Source organism: Accumulibacter sp., assembly GCF_036625195.1.
GTDB lineage: Bacteria > Pseudomonadota > Gammaproteobacteria > Burkholderiales > Rhodocyclaceae > Accumulibacter.
Window position 1 is genome coordinate 3238315 of record NZ_JAZKUG010000001.1, and the last position, 15753, is coordinate 3254067.

A 15753-nucleotide genomic window follows, 5' to 3' on the forward strand; every position below is an offset into this window, starting at 1 on the left:
TCAGCGATCCCGGGCCGCGATCCGGATCGTCAGCCCGTGGAGTGTGTCAGGCAGCCGGGCGGCGATCGGCGGGCTGCCGAGGAACGCGGGCAGCCAGGCCGGACGCGCTGTGCGGGGAACCTGGAAGCAGGCCGGTTGCGTCCCGCGCCAGTCGATTCTCGGTGCGGCGTCAGGTTCCGGCCCGTCTGCTGGCTGCGACGCAGGCCGGCCGGTCGGGCTGCCGTCAAGGACGGCGGTTTCGCGCAGGAAGGCGTCGAGCGGCAGCGGCCGTGCCGTCTGCTGCATCCCGGCATGCAGCGCCGCTTCGCTGGCGCGACCGGCCGCAGCGGGGTCGGGCTCGGGAACGGACTCCCGGCGGATGGGACCTGGCGCCGGCGGGAAGGGCGTTCCGGCATGCGGCGCAGCGGACGCCGGTTGCGCCCAGGCGGCGGCCATGCGGACTCCGGCGACCGCTTCGAGCTGCGGGAGGCCGTTGCCAGGATGCCGCTCGTCGGTGGCGCCGGACAGGGCCGCGACCCGCGGGCTGGCGGGGGAGGCGGGGGCGGCGGGGGCGGCGGCGGCGAGCGGTGGCTGCTGGCCCAGCGCATCGTTCGCCGCCGCCGTGCTCGCGGTCGTCGCCGCGACGGACAGCGGCGGTTTTGCGGTAGTCTCCTGCGCTCGCGCAACCAGGTGGCCGGGCTCCGGCGGCTGCGGCTCGCTGCTCCCGTTGGCCAGCGCCGGCGGCGGCAGCGCATCGGCAACCGGCAGCGGCGTCAGATGGATCGTCGCCGATGCCGCGGCGCGGCCGTCGGACACCGTGTAGCGGAAGCTGTCGCTGCCGGCGAAACGCGATCCGGCGAGGTAGGTCCAGGTTCCGTCGCCGTGGTCGATCAGCTCGCCGTGGGCGGCGTCGGTGACGCGCAGCGACAGCCCGTCGCCGTCGCCGTCGCCGACCAGCGCCCGCAGGTCGATGCGCACGCGCCCGCCGGGAGCGACGGCGAAGCTCGCGTCGCTGGCGACCGGCGCCACGTTGGCCGGCTGCACGTCCATGGCGATGCTCGTGCGGCTGCCCGTCTCGCTGCGGTTGGCCTGCTCGGTTGCGGTGGCGACGAGGTCGAAGCGCAGCGTGCCGGCGAAGTCGTCGGGCGGCCGGAGCGAGAGCCGGGCGAGATTCCAGCCATCGAGGTCGACCGTCCCACTGCTCGCGGTGGCGCTGAAGGACCGCTCGCCGTCGCTGAGCGTCGCGCCGGCGGGGATGCCGGCGAGCGTCACGCGCAGCGACTCGGATCCGTCGCCGTCGGCGAGCGCGACGCGCAGCGCGGGCAGACCGATCGCCGTGCCGGCGCGGCCGCTGGCGACCGGCAGCGACTCGCCGACGACGATGTCGTCGATCATCGTCCCCGGCGCCTCGCCGGCAAGCCGCGGCGCGGCGCTGGCGATGCGGATCAACTGGCGGCTGCCGCTGCCGACGAAGTCGAAGCGGTATGTCTCCCAGGCCAGCGATTCGCCGGCGCTGAAGGCGGTGACGCCGCCGATCTCGCGGCCATCGACGCTGACCGCCAGGCGTGGCTGGTCGGCGGCGCGGGCGGGGTGGCCGGCGAGGTCGAGTGCCAGCGTGTAGCGGGCGCCGGCGATGGTCTCGATCGTCCGCTCGATGGCCAGCACCTGCCCGCCATCGCCCGAGCGGCCGCCAAGCTCCAGCCAGTTGCTGCCGTTGCCGGCGGCGGCGCGCAGCGGCGCATTGCTGCCCGCTGGATCGCCCAGGCGGTCGCCGGTGCTCCAGATGCGCAGCGCATCGCCATCGCCGGCGAGAGCGACGCGCCGCCAGCCCTCGAGTTCGTCCTGGCGCAGCCGCGTCGCCGCGGCATCCGGGTTGGCGACGCTCTCCCAGCCGGTGCGGAAAAGCTCGCGTTGGCCGCCCGCCAGCCCGCCGACGAAGACCGCCGGCGCGTCGGCCAGCGGCGTCACCGCGAGGCGCACCGTCGCCGGCAGCGACTCGCCGGTGCCGTCGCTGAGCGTGTAGGTGAAGCGCTCGTGACCGCCCCAGTCGGCCACCGGGGTGTAGACCAGGCGTCCCTGCGCGTCGCGGCTCAAGGTCCCGTGCGCCGGCTGGCTGGTGAAGGCGAGCGTCAGCGGATCGCCATCGGCATCGAAGCCCAGCGCCGGCAGGTCGAGCGCGAGCCAGCCGTCCTCGTCGAGTTCCGACACGTGGTCGCGCGCCAGCGGCGCGTCGTTGACCGCCGTCACCGTCAGGCGGACGAGGCCGTCCACCGCGGCCACGCCATCGCTGGCGCCGATGGTGAAGGAATCATCGCCGTGCCAGTCGGCTGCCGGGCGGTAGGCGTAGCGGCCGTCGTCCGTCGGCGTCAGGCTGCCGTGCCGCGGCGTGCCGACGGTGAGTGTCAGCGGATCGCCGTCGGCGTCGCTCGCCATGGCCAGCAGGTCGAAAACGATCGTGCCGTCCTCGGGCAGGCTGGCGGCGAGCGGGTGCAAGCGCGGCGGGTCATTGACCGGCGTCACCGTCAGCCGCACTTCGGCCTGCGCGCTGGTGCCCGAAGCGCCGGCGAGGCGGTAGCTGAAGCGGTCGTCGCCATGCCAGTCGGGCGCCGGCTGGTAGAGCAGGCTGCCGTCGGCATTCGCCACGACGGTGCCGTTCGTCGGCGCGGCGACGAGCTCGACAGCGCCGGCACCGGCAACGCCCGAGTCGTTGGCGAGCACGTCGATGCGCAGCGGCGTGTCCTCGGGCGTCGTGGCGGCGTCATCCTGCGCTCGTGTCCCCTGCGGAGCGGCTCCGAGATGCAGCTCGCGGATCGTCACGCGGCTGTTGCGCGCCTCCGGGCCGTCGCCGGCAGTCGAGGCGAAGCCGATCAGGTCGAAGGCGAGGTTGAGCACGCTGCCGGTGGCGATGCCACGCAGGTCGACGAGGTAGCGCCAGCTGCCGTCGGCGTTGGCCGTGACGCTGATCTCGCTCGCCCGCGTTTCGCTGCCGTCGGCCTGGCGGTTGAGCGCGGCGTCGCTGCGCGTCAGGCCGCCGGCGCGCAGCAGGGCCAGCCCGCTGTTGGCGTCGATCAGCGCCAGCTCGAATGCGTCGTCCGGGCCGCGCAGCTGACCGCCGATCGCGAGGTCGGCCAGCGTGAAGGACAGGAAGTGGTCGTCGCTGCCGAGGACGAAGACCTGGTTGAGACGAGTGTGGCTGTCGGGCGTTTCGAGCAGCGTGGCGGCGCCATCGCTGAAGCGGACGTCGCCGGCCGTGCTCCAGCCGCTGCCGTCGGTGAAGGATGGGTTCTCGAGGCGGGGGTTGGCGGCGATGTGGAGTTGCGGGCGGTTCGCTGCGGGTTCACTGGCGGTGGCGAGACCCGGGCGGGCGTCGTGCGCCAGGCCGGTGACGCGGGTGAAGGGAAGGGGAAGGCCCCAGGAAAAGGCCGAATAGGCCTCGCTGGAACTGTCGGGTGGCGGCAGGTAGCCGGCGAGCTGCAGCAGGGCGAGTTGGTCGGCGGCCGAGATCGTCCGCCGGATTCCCGGGCTCAGGGTCGCCGCCATGAAATGATGCGCATCGGTGCTGTGTTCGAGGCCGAGCGCGTGCCCCTGCTCGTGCAGGAGGACCGTCAGCAGGTCGATCCGGCCATCAGCGGCCGAACCCGGCCGCGCCACCCACTCGCCGGGGTTGCTGGTCGGCAGGAACTCCTCGTTGAGCAAAGGCGTTGTGTCGACGAACCAGCCGTGGCCGGCGGCATCGGTATCGAGGGTGATCTCGGCGGCGGAGCCAGTGCCGATGGTGTGGCCGAGGGCGAAATCGGGGAGGTTGGCGAAGGAGACTGCTCCGGCAAGGTCTTCATCGATGGCGATCCATGTGCCGGCCGGCTCGACCGAAAATGCACCGACGATTGGATCTGGGCTTGGACTCTCGGCGATTCTCCAGATGAGAAGCCCGCGCGGGCAGTACTTCTTGTAGGCAGAGTCATCGTACAGATCAAACCTTCCGGCTGCCGGAGTCACGTGAATATGATAGGAAAAAAGGATTGAAAGGCCGCTCTGGCTGGTTACCAAAACCGTCAACTTGTCCTTGCCAGTGAAACCGGAATTTGGAATGTACTCCACTGAGGTGCCGGGGGCAAAATCGGTCCCGAGTTCGCCTTGGTAAGCGACGAGTCGCCCGTGTTTCGGCATCTCCAAGACGCTGACTTTCGCCAGTCGATTTTCGTCGATGAACTGAGCCTCGAATCCGGTCCACTTGTTATCCTTTGGGGCAAAGTGATCCTCGGCGTCCATTCGCGGGTCGATTACAATGCTAATTGACTGGCCGCTTCCCAGTTTCTTTATCTGCTCATGAGTAGGCGAGATGACACAGATGCCGAATCGCGGAACTCTTTCTGCAGCCTGCTGAGTTCTTTCGGCATTAGCCGCGAGGAAGGCCGGCGCCCGGAGCTGATGCACGTCGAGAAAAGCGTGGTCGGCAGGAAGCATTTTCCGTTCTCCTTGGTCCAGGATTGGATCAAGTGGTGGTAGTTCCGTAGGTAGAGATTCAAACGTTAGACTGTTTGACGATGGATCCGCAAGGTGGCGAACGCGTTCTATGGCCAAGGGCGGCCGGCTCGACAGTACTACCCCGAGTTTGGTGTTGTAATCTCGGCGGTTCTCCGGAGAGAAGCCCAAGTCTACTAGCACATGCTTGAGGTTGCCCAAAGCGTTTTGGTTTCGGATAGTTTCGGCGTTTACCGCTTTCCAAGAGGCCAAGCGAGCCTCTCGGTTCGCCCGATGTTCGAGTGAGTCTCCATGACCCTTGATACCTTTAGTAGCGTCCGCGAAATTCTTTTGGTCAACGTGGGCCGACCGATCGATCATTTTGTTCAGATCACCATCAATCGGCTGTGCCCCGTATCGCCAATACCAGGCACCAGACAGCGCAGCGATGCTCTTATTCGCGACCATATCGCCGGGGCTCTGGACGAAGTCATGGTTCGTTCCCAGGATTTCGTTCAAACCCGGTACCTTGTTCGCTTTCGGTTCCACGGGGGGGGTTAGCTTGTGAGTCCAACCCCGATATCCGCCTTCGGCAAGGACCTCGTAGCCCCATTTGAATGTGATCTGCATGATGCCTCGGCCTTTGTACCGAGCGCCATCGCCAGGTGCGTCATTTCCGTACCTGTTGCCGTAAGCCAACTCGGCAGACTGATCGCTGCGATTCTCGACCAAGTCGGAGTCAAAGAACGCTTCGAATCGTGCATTGACCAGGAACGCGGAGACCCGCTTCGCTGTATTGATATCGAACCTGGCGAGTGCGGAGTTCAGTGGTTCCACCCAATCTCTGACGCCATCCGCAGTAGATCCCATGATGGCCGCGAGGCTTGCGGCGCTCAACTGCGAGCCGAACCCGGAACCCTTGTCCCCGACACCGCCAAGTAGCAGCTTGTCGGTCGCGATCAGGCCAGAAGACTGGGTTCCCCCGCCAAACAACGCCCCCTGGATCGCCCGCCTGGCGTCATCGGATGCTCCCGACTTGATTGCCGCCAGTTGCTCTTCGAGCGATCCATTGCTCGCTACCGTGTCGTTCTGCGTCGCCGTGTACACGGCCAGGAAGTCCTTGAGTGCGTCCACCTGGTTGTTCGGTGAGTTGCCGTTCGGTTGCACGCGATTCACGTACTGCAACAGCTCGGCGAGTTGCTGCGCCCTCTGGGCATCCCAGGTTCCGTTGCCGGGCTGCTGCCGCAGGCGCGCCATCTCTTCGAGCAGGTACTTCAGCTTCTGCTGGGGTGTTGCCGTGCTGTCGCTGCTCGCCGTCAGGTTGCGCAGGTCGACGCTGTTGGTGCTGCTCAGGCCGAGGAGCCACTCGTCGCCGTAGATGCCCTTCTGGTTGTCGAGCGAGATGTAGGCGGTGTTGATCCCGAGCTGCAGGCGGTTGCCGAGCAGGTTCGTTCCGGCGAACCACAGCGCTTGTCGCGCCTTGCCGTCGGAGCTCCGGTTGGCGCCCTGGCTGGCCACCATCAGGTCATGGACCCAGCTCGTTCCCATCGCTTCAACCGGCTTCTTCGGGTCGGTCCGGTCGCTCCAGCCCGGCAGCGGGCTGCCGTTGCCGAAGCGGTACTGCATCCAGTGCGGGGCGTTGTAGGCGCTCAGCCAGGTCGCGCTGGCCGCCGACAGCGTGATCGGGGGTAGCGGCTTGACGACGGTCGTGCTCTTGCCCTTGCGGTCCTTGACGGTTTCGCTCGTGCTGTCCTGGTAGTCTGCGCTGTTCTGCACGATCTGCTCGAACTGCCGCAGGGTGGTCAGCTCCGCCGCGTCCAGGGTGCCGTCGACCTGGATCTCGCCGCTCTTCGGAATCGCCGAAAGACCGTAGCCGAGATACTTCAGCCGCTGCTCGACACGTGCCACGTCGAGCAGCCGGTTGTCGCTGCGCGGGTCGCCGCCGACCGATCCGTCGAGCGCGAACTCGTGGTAGCCGGGGTTGTTCAGCGGCCGGTCGCCAAAGAAGCTCGTATCGGCGGCGCGGACGTAGTCGACCACCTGCAGCTTCAGGCTGAGCCGCTCGTCGGGCCGGCTGCGGTCGAAGCCGGCGAGGTGGATGGTGATCTCACCGGGCTTGAGCGCCTCGCCGCGGCGCAGTCGCCCGAGGTCGACGACCGGCGCCAGAAAGATCACGCCACTGCTGCTCAGGGTCTTCTTGCCGGCGTCGCTGCCGACCGTCTGCAGCCCCTGGTAGCTGCGCCGGCTCGCTGCCTCGACCGACTGCATGCCGTCCTCGCGTTCGGCGGTCAGCAGGTGCCCCTTGCCGTCGCGCAGGAGGGTGGCGGCGCCGCTGACCTCGATGTTCGACCAGTTGATGTTGAGGTCGGCATCCGGCACCTGCGCGAGGGTGCTCGCATATTGGCTGCGGATCAGCCTGAACAGGTCGACGCGGGCGATGTCGCCGTAGTTGAAGCTCGGCACCTTGAGGTCCCGGTCGGCTTCGATCGTCTTCAGGAAGTGCAGCTCATCGACCGGGTCGGTGAAGCGGATCGAGTCGGGACGACGCAGCGGGCTCGCCGCCATCCCGAAAACCCAGCCCGAGGTCAGCCGGCTGCCGTCGCCCAGTTCATGACGCAGCGGTGTCACCACCTGCTGCACCGCGCCGCCGACGAGTTCGCGGTCGATCGGCAGCGGGCGCGCCGATGCCTGCGCGGCAAGCGAATTGCGTTCGGCGGCGGCGATGAGCTGGCCGAGGTCCCACTTGAGCAGTCCGGCGGGCGGTGGCGACGAATCGAGCGTCGGCCAGTAGCGCAGGTCGGCCCAGAGCGTGCCGCCGTCGTCGCCGACGGCGAGCCGGGAAATGTTGGCGCCGGCGAGCGGCGAGGTGGCGCCGAGGTATTCGGGCTGCGGACCGAAGGGATCGCGGATGATGCCGACCTTGCCACCGAGCTGGCGCGCGCCGCCCGCGGCGTCTCCGGCGCGGTACAGCGGGTCGAGGAAGTCGAAGAAGTAGTCGGCGACGAGCGCGTACTCGCTGCCATCACTTGTCTCGACGAGCACCGGCGACTGGGCGCGCTGGATGTTCAACTGGTATTCGCCCTCGGTTCGGTCGTGGCCGGCGGACGAACCGAGCAGCGGCAGCCGTCGGAACGTCGGCGCTCCCTGCAGCCGCCCGTCGGCGCCGAGAGCGACGCTGACGGTGGCCAGCCCGGCGTTCTCGTCCTGCGCGTCGCTCAGCAGGAAACGCATCGTGTCGTCGCGGATTCCCGCTGCGGTGACGAACTGCGGTGCCTTGCCCTGGCCATCGGGCACGCTGACTGACGTGCAGGCGCCGCTCACCGTCGCGTCGAGGCGGCCGGCCGACTCGCGCGCGACATCGAGATCGACGACGAAGATCTGGCCGCCGGCGGCGGCACGGGCGCCGCCGATGCCCAGGCCCTGCTGGCTGGCGGTCACCGCGAGATAGCTGTGCAGGCCGTGGTTGATCGCCAGGTCGACATAGCCGTAGGGGGCGTCGGCACCGCTGACCGACGGCGGCAGCTGGATCTGCTGCAGGGCGAGGAAGCGGCTGTCGGCCGGGTCGATGTTCGCGCGCAGCAGCCGATGGCCGCCGGCAGGATCGTGCGCGCCGCCTTCGGCGATGTACAGCCACTGGCCGGAGACGGCGAGACTGCTGATGTTGGCGCTGCCGATGTGCAAGGTGTCGGCGAGCGTCATCGTCGCCGTGTCGAGGACGTGGATCTGGCCGCGGCCGTGCGCCACGAAAGCCAGCCGGTTGTCGAGGCTGAAGGCGATCGCGTCGGTCTTGCTGCCGCTTGCCGGAGCGGCTGCGCCGCCGCTGTCCGGGTAGGCGATCTCGCCGATCTGGAGCTCGCCGCGGAAGACGCGGATCAGGTCTTCGCCGGCGACGAGGTTGAAATCGGTGGGTGGCGTCAGCGTCAGGCTGGCTGCCTCGCCATCGGCGACCCATCGCGTCCGGCCCGGGTCGTTCGCGTCGAGGGTCTGCAGCATGCGCTGGATGCTGATGACGTGCAGCCCGCCGGCGATGCCCTGCGGCAGATCGAGTTCGAGCGTCAGGCCGGACGCGTCGCCGGGCAGTGGCTGCAGGTCGACCAGCCTTTGCCAGACGAGCAAGCGATCACGCTGCCCGCCCTGGTCGTCGCGCCACGGACCGAGGCTGGCGCTGCCTGCGCTGTCGATCTGCGGTGCCGCGGGCGTCATCCAGATGCGCAGGGCGGTTGCCGGCGCCGCGGTCGAGGCTGCCGGCGACTGCAGCCGGTCGAGCGTCAGTTCGAGCCTGCCGGAAGCGAGCATCGCGGCGCGCAGCACGCGCGGCGCGGTCTCGCTGTCGCCGGGGTTCGGCAGGCTGCCACTGCCGCTGTCGCCGGGCAGGATCAGGACGCCCGTCGCCGGATCCTTGTGCACCGGCACCGTCTGGTAAACGCCGCCCTGTGTCCGCCTGATCGCGTACACCTCGCCCGCTGCCGCCAGCGCTCCGATCAGGTCGCCGGCGGCGGCGAAGCCGCTGAGGTTGCCGTTGCCCAGTTCGGCGGCGAGGCCGAGAACCAGATCGTTCGCGCGCAACGCCAGCGCATCGGCGCCGAAGCCGCGCAGCGCCAGCGCGCCGCTCTGCCGGTCGAAAGTGGTGCGGACGCAAATGAAGTCACCGGAGCCGCTGATGCCGCTGTAGGGCGGGCTGGCCGTGCGCGCGACCAGCCCGGCTGCGGGATCGCTGGCGACGAAGCCGTTGTCCAGGATCCACCAGACGTCCTGCAATCGCCCGTCGCTGCCCGGAGCCAGGCCGCGGCGAAGGAACAGCACCTCCTCGCCCTCGCGCACGCCGGCCGTGTCCTGCAGCGGGATCGCGAGCTGCACCGGCGTGGTCGTCGGCCGTTCGCCGAGATCGAGGCGGAAAGCCGCCAGAGTCTGCAGCAGCCCCGGCGCGGGGGCGGCGAGGCCGCTTTCGGCCGCCAGGTGGGCGAGGTCGATGCGGCGGATCGACACCGGCGTGTCTTCGCCCACGGCGCCGGCACCGACCAGCAGCAGCTCGCCGCTGGCGGCCTGCACGATGCCGCCCTGCGCGGCCCGGATGATGCTCGCGGCCGGGATCGGCGTCGCCGGGTCGTCGTCGATCGCCTGCGGCATCTGCACCAGCAGCGCGATGTCGGTCTGGCCGATGGCGCGTGCCGTGATCGCGCCGCTGGCGTCCACCTCGTTCGCCAGATGGACGACCGAGAGCGTCACCCGACCCTCGCGGTGGGCGCTGATCAGGCCGTCCGGAGCGACGCTGGCGATCGTCTCGTCGCTCGAGAAGTAGCGGGTGCCGTTGCGCACCTCGGCGATCGCCGGGATCACCGAGACCAGGATGTCGCCGCTGTCCGGGTCGAAAAGGATGTCGCCGGTCGCCGGATCGAGGAGTACGTCGCCGGTGGCGGGGTCACGCAGCGGTTCCTGCGTCCACGGATCGCGATCGATCTCGACCACTTCCGGCGAGCCGGCGAATGCGACCTGGCTCGCGCTGCCGATGTCGACCCGCTCGCCGGTCGCCGGGTCGAGGCGCTGCACGCGCAACTGCCGGGTCGCGCCGGGGGCGAGACTCAGCGTTCGCGGGTAGACCTCCGGGTCGACCGCTGGCAGCGCATCGCCCGCTGTGCCGTCGTCCTCGCCGGCACCGGTGAGCGTCGAGGCGGCGAGGACGTTGAGCGCGGCGACCGCCTGCACCGCCAGCCCGCTCGAATCGATGCGGCTGACGGCGAGCAGAGCCGGGCCGACGCGGGTCGCGCGAAACTGGTCACGGCGGTCGTCCACGACGATGAGGCTCCCTCCGCTGTCGCCGAGGCCGGCGAGGTCCACCGCCTGCACGCTGAGGTACGCCGGATCGTGCAGCGCGACGCCGGCCTCATCGGCGAAGTCGAGGGTCGCGCGGATCGCCTGCGTCTGGCCCGTCAGGAGGCGGTCCAGTGGTGCGAGGTGAATCTGCTGCAAGCGGGCGCCGCTGACGTCGATCGCCAGATCGACCGCTTGGCCCGCATTGTAGCCATCGTCCGCCTGCAGGCGGACCGTCGCCTGGCCGGCAAAGCCCGCCTGCGGCGTGAACACCAGGCTCTCGCCATCGGCGGCGAGGCGCGCCTGGCCGTTGGTCGCCTGCACGACGCGCCAGAACACCATGTCGCCTTCGGCATCGCGCGCCATGTCGTGCAGGGCGACGATCATTGACAGCTCGCTGTGCGTCCGCAACGGCGGCTGGCCGACGATCGCCGGCGCCCGGTTGGCGCTGAAGCCGCTGTTGGCGAAGACGATCTGCCGATCGACCGCATCGCTGCGGCCGTCCCCGTCGACGTCGCCCGCTTTCCCGCCGGCGCGCTGCGCGGCTTCCCAGAGCAGCGCATCGGCAGCGTCGATGCGGCCGTCGACATCGAGGTCGCCGGCGACGCGCAGGCTGACGCGCGCGGCGCCGCTGCCCGCCAGGCGCAGGAGCTTCACACCGCTCTCGCTGACCTGCAGCAACGTCGTCCGCGTCGTGCCGTCTTCCCGGCTGCCGAGTACCTGTCCGCCGACGAACTCGATCGTCGCGCCGGCGTCGGCCGTCGTGCTGTCGACGGCGATGAGCAGCGCTGCGCTGCCGCCCGGCGCACGCGCGACGGAAGCGATCTCGCTGTCGCGGATCGTGAACGCCAGCGTCGCACCACCGCCGATCTCGCCCTGCCACTCGTTCGCCGCTCCGTTCCAGCTCGCCGGCGTCCCCAGGTCCGCCGTCGGCGCGGTCCTGAGCAGCGCGCCGGTCGCATCATGGACGTAGGCCGTACCGGCGCCGCTGCCGATCGTGCGGACCAGGCGCAGGTTGCCGGAAGCGTCGTAAAGGTAGGCCGTGCCGGCCGGTTCCGCCTCTCCCGCGACGAAGCCGCTGCTGCGGACGATCCGCCCGTCGCTATCGCGCAGCAGCTCGAGTCGCCCGGCCGGGCTGCCATCCGCGGCGACGGCCGCAACGCCGGCATCCGAGACCAGCCACTGCGCCCCATCGGCGAAGAGGACCTGCTGCAGGCGGCCGCCGGCATCGAACTGATAGCGATCACCGCCGGGCGAGACCAGCGTATAGCGCTGCGGCACCCAGGGCAGGCCGCTGACCTGGTCGTAAAGCGAGTCGCCGAGGCGGATCAGGCTGTCGGGGCGCGAGCCGTCGATCGACGCCTGCGCCTCGAGTTGCCAGCCGCGGTCGCCGCTGAAGGCCGGATGCCAGACCAGCGGTGCCGCCGCGTCGCTGCCGAGGCGCTCGCCGACCGCGGCGAGGCTGAAGCGCAGTGCCAGCTCGCCGGCTCCGGCGTCGGCGAGATCACGCGGCATGCTGACCCAGACCCGGGCGCCGTCCCGCCAGGCGGCGATCGCTCCCGAAGGCAGCGTCGCCGGCTGGTCGCTCAGCAGGCGCGGCGTCAGCAGCGGCAGTTGCCAGTTACCGAAATCGTTCACGGCACCGGCCCGGCCATCGACCGCATCAGCGGTGGGCAGGGGTCCGGCCGGCAGCACGCGCGCCAGCGCCAGCGAGTGACCGCCCAACTGGTAGACGGCGTCGCTGGCGACGGCGGCCGGCGGTGCCTTGAGCGGCGTGTCGATGAGCGCGGCGGCGTCGATCTGGCTGCTGCGGCCGGCGAGATCGCGGGCGACCAGGCGCAGCTGCCAGACGCCGTTGGCCAGCACCTCCGGGTCGAGCGTCGCCAGCGGCAGGGTCTGGTCGATTGCCGTGGCGCGGCTCTCCTGCCGGGCCAGTGTCGACCATTCGTCGCTGGCCGCCGGCGCCAGCAGCAGTTGCCAGTCCAGCAACTGCGCCTCGGCCAAGTCGGCGGCGAGTGCCAGCGGCGCGGCGACGCGCAGTGGCGGCGCGCTGCCTGTCGCGCCGGCCAGCGCGCCGCTCCAGGCGAGTCGAGGGGCAGCGGAGTCGGCGGGATCGAGCACCGGCAGGGTGTGGATGCGCTGCGCGCTGAAGCCGTCGTGGTCGGTGGCGGTGACGCGCAGCTCGACCACACCGGGCTCCTCCGGCGTGAAGCGGAAGCGGCCGGCCGCATCCACCGCGACGCTGTGCCAGGGTTCCGCCGCGGCGCTGCGCCGTTCGACCGCCAGGTCGGCGATGCCGCTCCACGCCACGGCGCGGGCGCTGCCGATCACCGGCTGGCGCGGTCTCGCCGTCAGCTCCGGGGTGGTCGAGACGAGGAGCTCGGGTGCGTTCGCCGCGGCACTGGCGACGACGCGCACGACGAAGCTCTGCCGGCTGCTGCCGCTCTCGCCGGGCTGGCCGTCGGCGACTGCGAGCGTCAGCAGATGGTCGCCGAGCTGGCCCGGGCCCGGCGTCCAGCGCAGTTCGTGGTTCTGCTCGTCATGGGTGGCGCCGGCAGGCAGGTCGGCGAAGCGCAAGCGCAGCGCCTGCGTCTGCGCGACGCCGTCCGGGTCGCTGAAGACGATGCCCGCGCCGCGCGGGCTGGCCGGGTCGCCGGCGACGAGCGGGATGCGCAGCGTATCGCCGACGACGACGGCGTGGTTGCGCGCGACGAGCTGCGGCCGGCGGTTGGCGTCGAGGACCCGCACGCGGACCGACTGGCTGCTCGTCGCCTGCCCGTCGTCGGCGCGAAAGGTGAACACGAAATCGCGCTCGGCGGCGGTGGCGTTGTCGACCACATCGAGCCCGGGCTGCCAGCTGAACAGGCCGCTGAGCGGGTCGAAATGGACCCCGGCCGGCGTCGTCGGCTCGTGCAGCAGCGCCAGCCGGACGGCGTCACCGTCGGCATCGCCCGCGTGCACGGCGAAAGCCAGCGTCTCCCCCTCGCCGACCAGTTGCAGCGGCAGCGGCGTGATGCGTGGCGGCTGGTTGCGGTTGTCCACCTGCACTTCGATGTCGCGTGTGAAGTCCGCCATGCCGTCGCTGGCGCGCAGCGAGAGTCGCCACAGTCCGGCGGTGCCGCCGTTTCCGTCCTCGGCGGCGAAGAGGTCGGGGGTCCAGGCGAGCAGGACCCGATCGGCATCCGTCGTCACCGACATGCCGCGCGGCAGGCCCTCGAACTGCCAGTGCAGCGGGTCGGCGTCGGCATCGCTGGCGCGGATCTCGATCGTCAATGGCACGCCCTCGCTCGCCCGCAGGCGCAGGGTGTCCCCTGTGTCAGCGACGGCCGCGGCATCGACGCGGACCGCCGCCAGTTGCGGCGCGCCGTTGTCGTCGCGGACGACGATGCGCAGCGCTTGCCGGCTGACATTCGGTTGCGGCTGCTGCGGCAGCGGATAGCCGCCGCCCGGCGGTGGCAGGCCGCTGTCGCTGACGATCAGCTCGATGTCGTGCGCACCGCCGTCGCCGGCGGCTGGCATCCACTGCAGCACGGCCTCGCCGTAGCGCAGGCCCGGCGTCAGGCTGGCCCCCGCGGGCAGACCGGCGGCCGTCCAGTGCAGCGCATCCTGATCGAGGTCGCGCGCCCGCAGGGTGAGCGAGAAGGGTTGCCCGGCGATCGCGACGACCTGCCGCGGGCCGTCGATCCGCGGTGCTTCGGCCGCACTGCGCGCGCTGAGGACGAAGCTGCGGCTGCTGGCGAGAATCTGCTGCGGATCGCCGTCGCCATCGTCGCTGGCGCTGACGGTGATCAGGTAGTCGCCGCGATCGCCTTCGCCCGGGGCAAAGCGCAGCCAGCCGGATGCCTCGCCCGGCGCGCTGGAACCATCGGCGATGAAGCGGGCGAAGCGCGGCAGGCCGGCGAAGTCGAGGTGGACCGGCGCGCCACTCAGCCGCGCGTCCACATCCGATGCCGTGACCCGGATGTCGATGCTGTCGCCGCGGTCGACGCTGGCGGCGGCGATGTCGCCGATCAGCGGCGCGCGGTTGGCGTTGGCGACGGCGATCGACAGCGTCAGCGCGCTGCCCAGCGGGATGCCGGTGCCATCGCCGTCGTCAGTGGCGCTGACGTCGATCGCGTACACCCCGGCCTGATCGTAGCCGGGTGTCCAGAGGATCTCGAGCGTCTCGGCATCGAAACGCGCGCCGGCAGGCAGGCCGCCGACCCGGTAGCCGACCGTCGGCGCAACGCCTAACGCGCCGACGGCCGCGGCACCGGGTTGCTGGCGCAGCGCGGGCTGGAAGTCCGGGTTGTCGGGGTCGAAGGCGAGGACGCTGAAGCGCAACGGCTGCCCTTCGCGGACGTGCAGGCTTGCCGTCTGCGGCAGGACCGGCGCCGCGTTGGCGTTGGCGACGTCGAGCATCAGTTCGGCGTTCGCCTGCGTCCGCTCGCTGCGGCCGTCGGCCATGGTCCAGATCGCGGTCAGCGTCAGCGGGATGCGATACTGGCCGTGTTGATCGTAGCCAGGGGTCCAGGCCAAGTGGCCGGACTCCGGGTTGAGGGTCGCCCCGCCCGGCAGCCAGGCGGCACCGTACTCCAGCTGCAGCGTTTCGCCGCCCGGCTGCGTGGCGCCGGCCGTGAAGCCCGGCACGCTGCCCGCGAGGCGCAGCGTCCACGGGTCGCCCTCATGCAGGAAGTACGCGGGTTGCGGATCGAACTGCGGTGCGGCATGGGCCTGCTCGACGGTGATGCTGAAGCTGCGGCTGGCGATCAGCTTGCCGTCGCTGGCGCTGACGCGGATGTCGCGCCAGATGCCGGCCTGGTCGTTGCCCGGTGTCCAGTGCAGCAGTCCGTTGCCCGAATCGAAGCGCGCCCCCGGCGGCAGGGCGTCGAGCAGCAGCGTCAGGTGGTCGCCGTCGGCATCGGCTGCGCGCAGCGGCAGCACCAGCGCTTCGCCTGCACGGATCACGATCTCGTCGGGCACGGCAAGCAGCGGTGCGTGGTTGCCGCCGTTGACCGGAAGCTGGAAGCGGCGCAGTGCGGAACCGCCGCGGCTGTCTTCGACGCGGATGAGGATCGTGCTGTCGGCCTCGGCGGCCGCAGTCGGGGTCCAGGCGAGCGTCGCGACGGAACTCGCGCCGGCTGGTGCGCTGCTGGCCGCGGTGGCTGCCTGCAGGCTGAGGCCGGTGGGTGCTTCGAGCAGTTGCCAATGCAGGCGCGTGCCGTCGCTGTCGAGCGCTTCGATCGCCGCACTCCAGGCTTCGCCGACGCGGGCCGGCGGCAGGTCATCGCCGTCCGGAGCAGCGGCCAAGCGCAGCAGCGGCGGCCGGTTCGCACGCGGCGCGGCGTACACACCGTGCCCGAGGTGGGCCTTGACGATCGGCGCGATGCCGGCATCGGCGGCGAAGCGGCTGGCAGCTACGATGCTGACCGTCAATCCGCGGATCGTCGCCCCGGAAACCAGCCTGCCGCCGAGATCGTCGAGTGCGTCGCCGAGGTCGATCAACCAGAGGTCGGCTTGCTCGCC

General features: G+C 70.6%; 1 protein-coding gene (only partly in view). It reads right to left on the reverse strand.

Annotated features, from left to right (window positions below; genetic code table 11):
- On the reverse strand, positions 1 to 15753 hold the 3' portion of the coding sequence (locus V5B60_RS14425) for an Ig-like domain-containing protein (protein ID WP_332347710.1). The gene runs 14142 nt beyond the window's last position; only the last 15753 of its 29895 coding nucleotides appear in the window; its start codon lies off the right edge, out of view; the stop codon is at positions 1 to 3.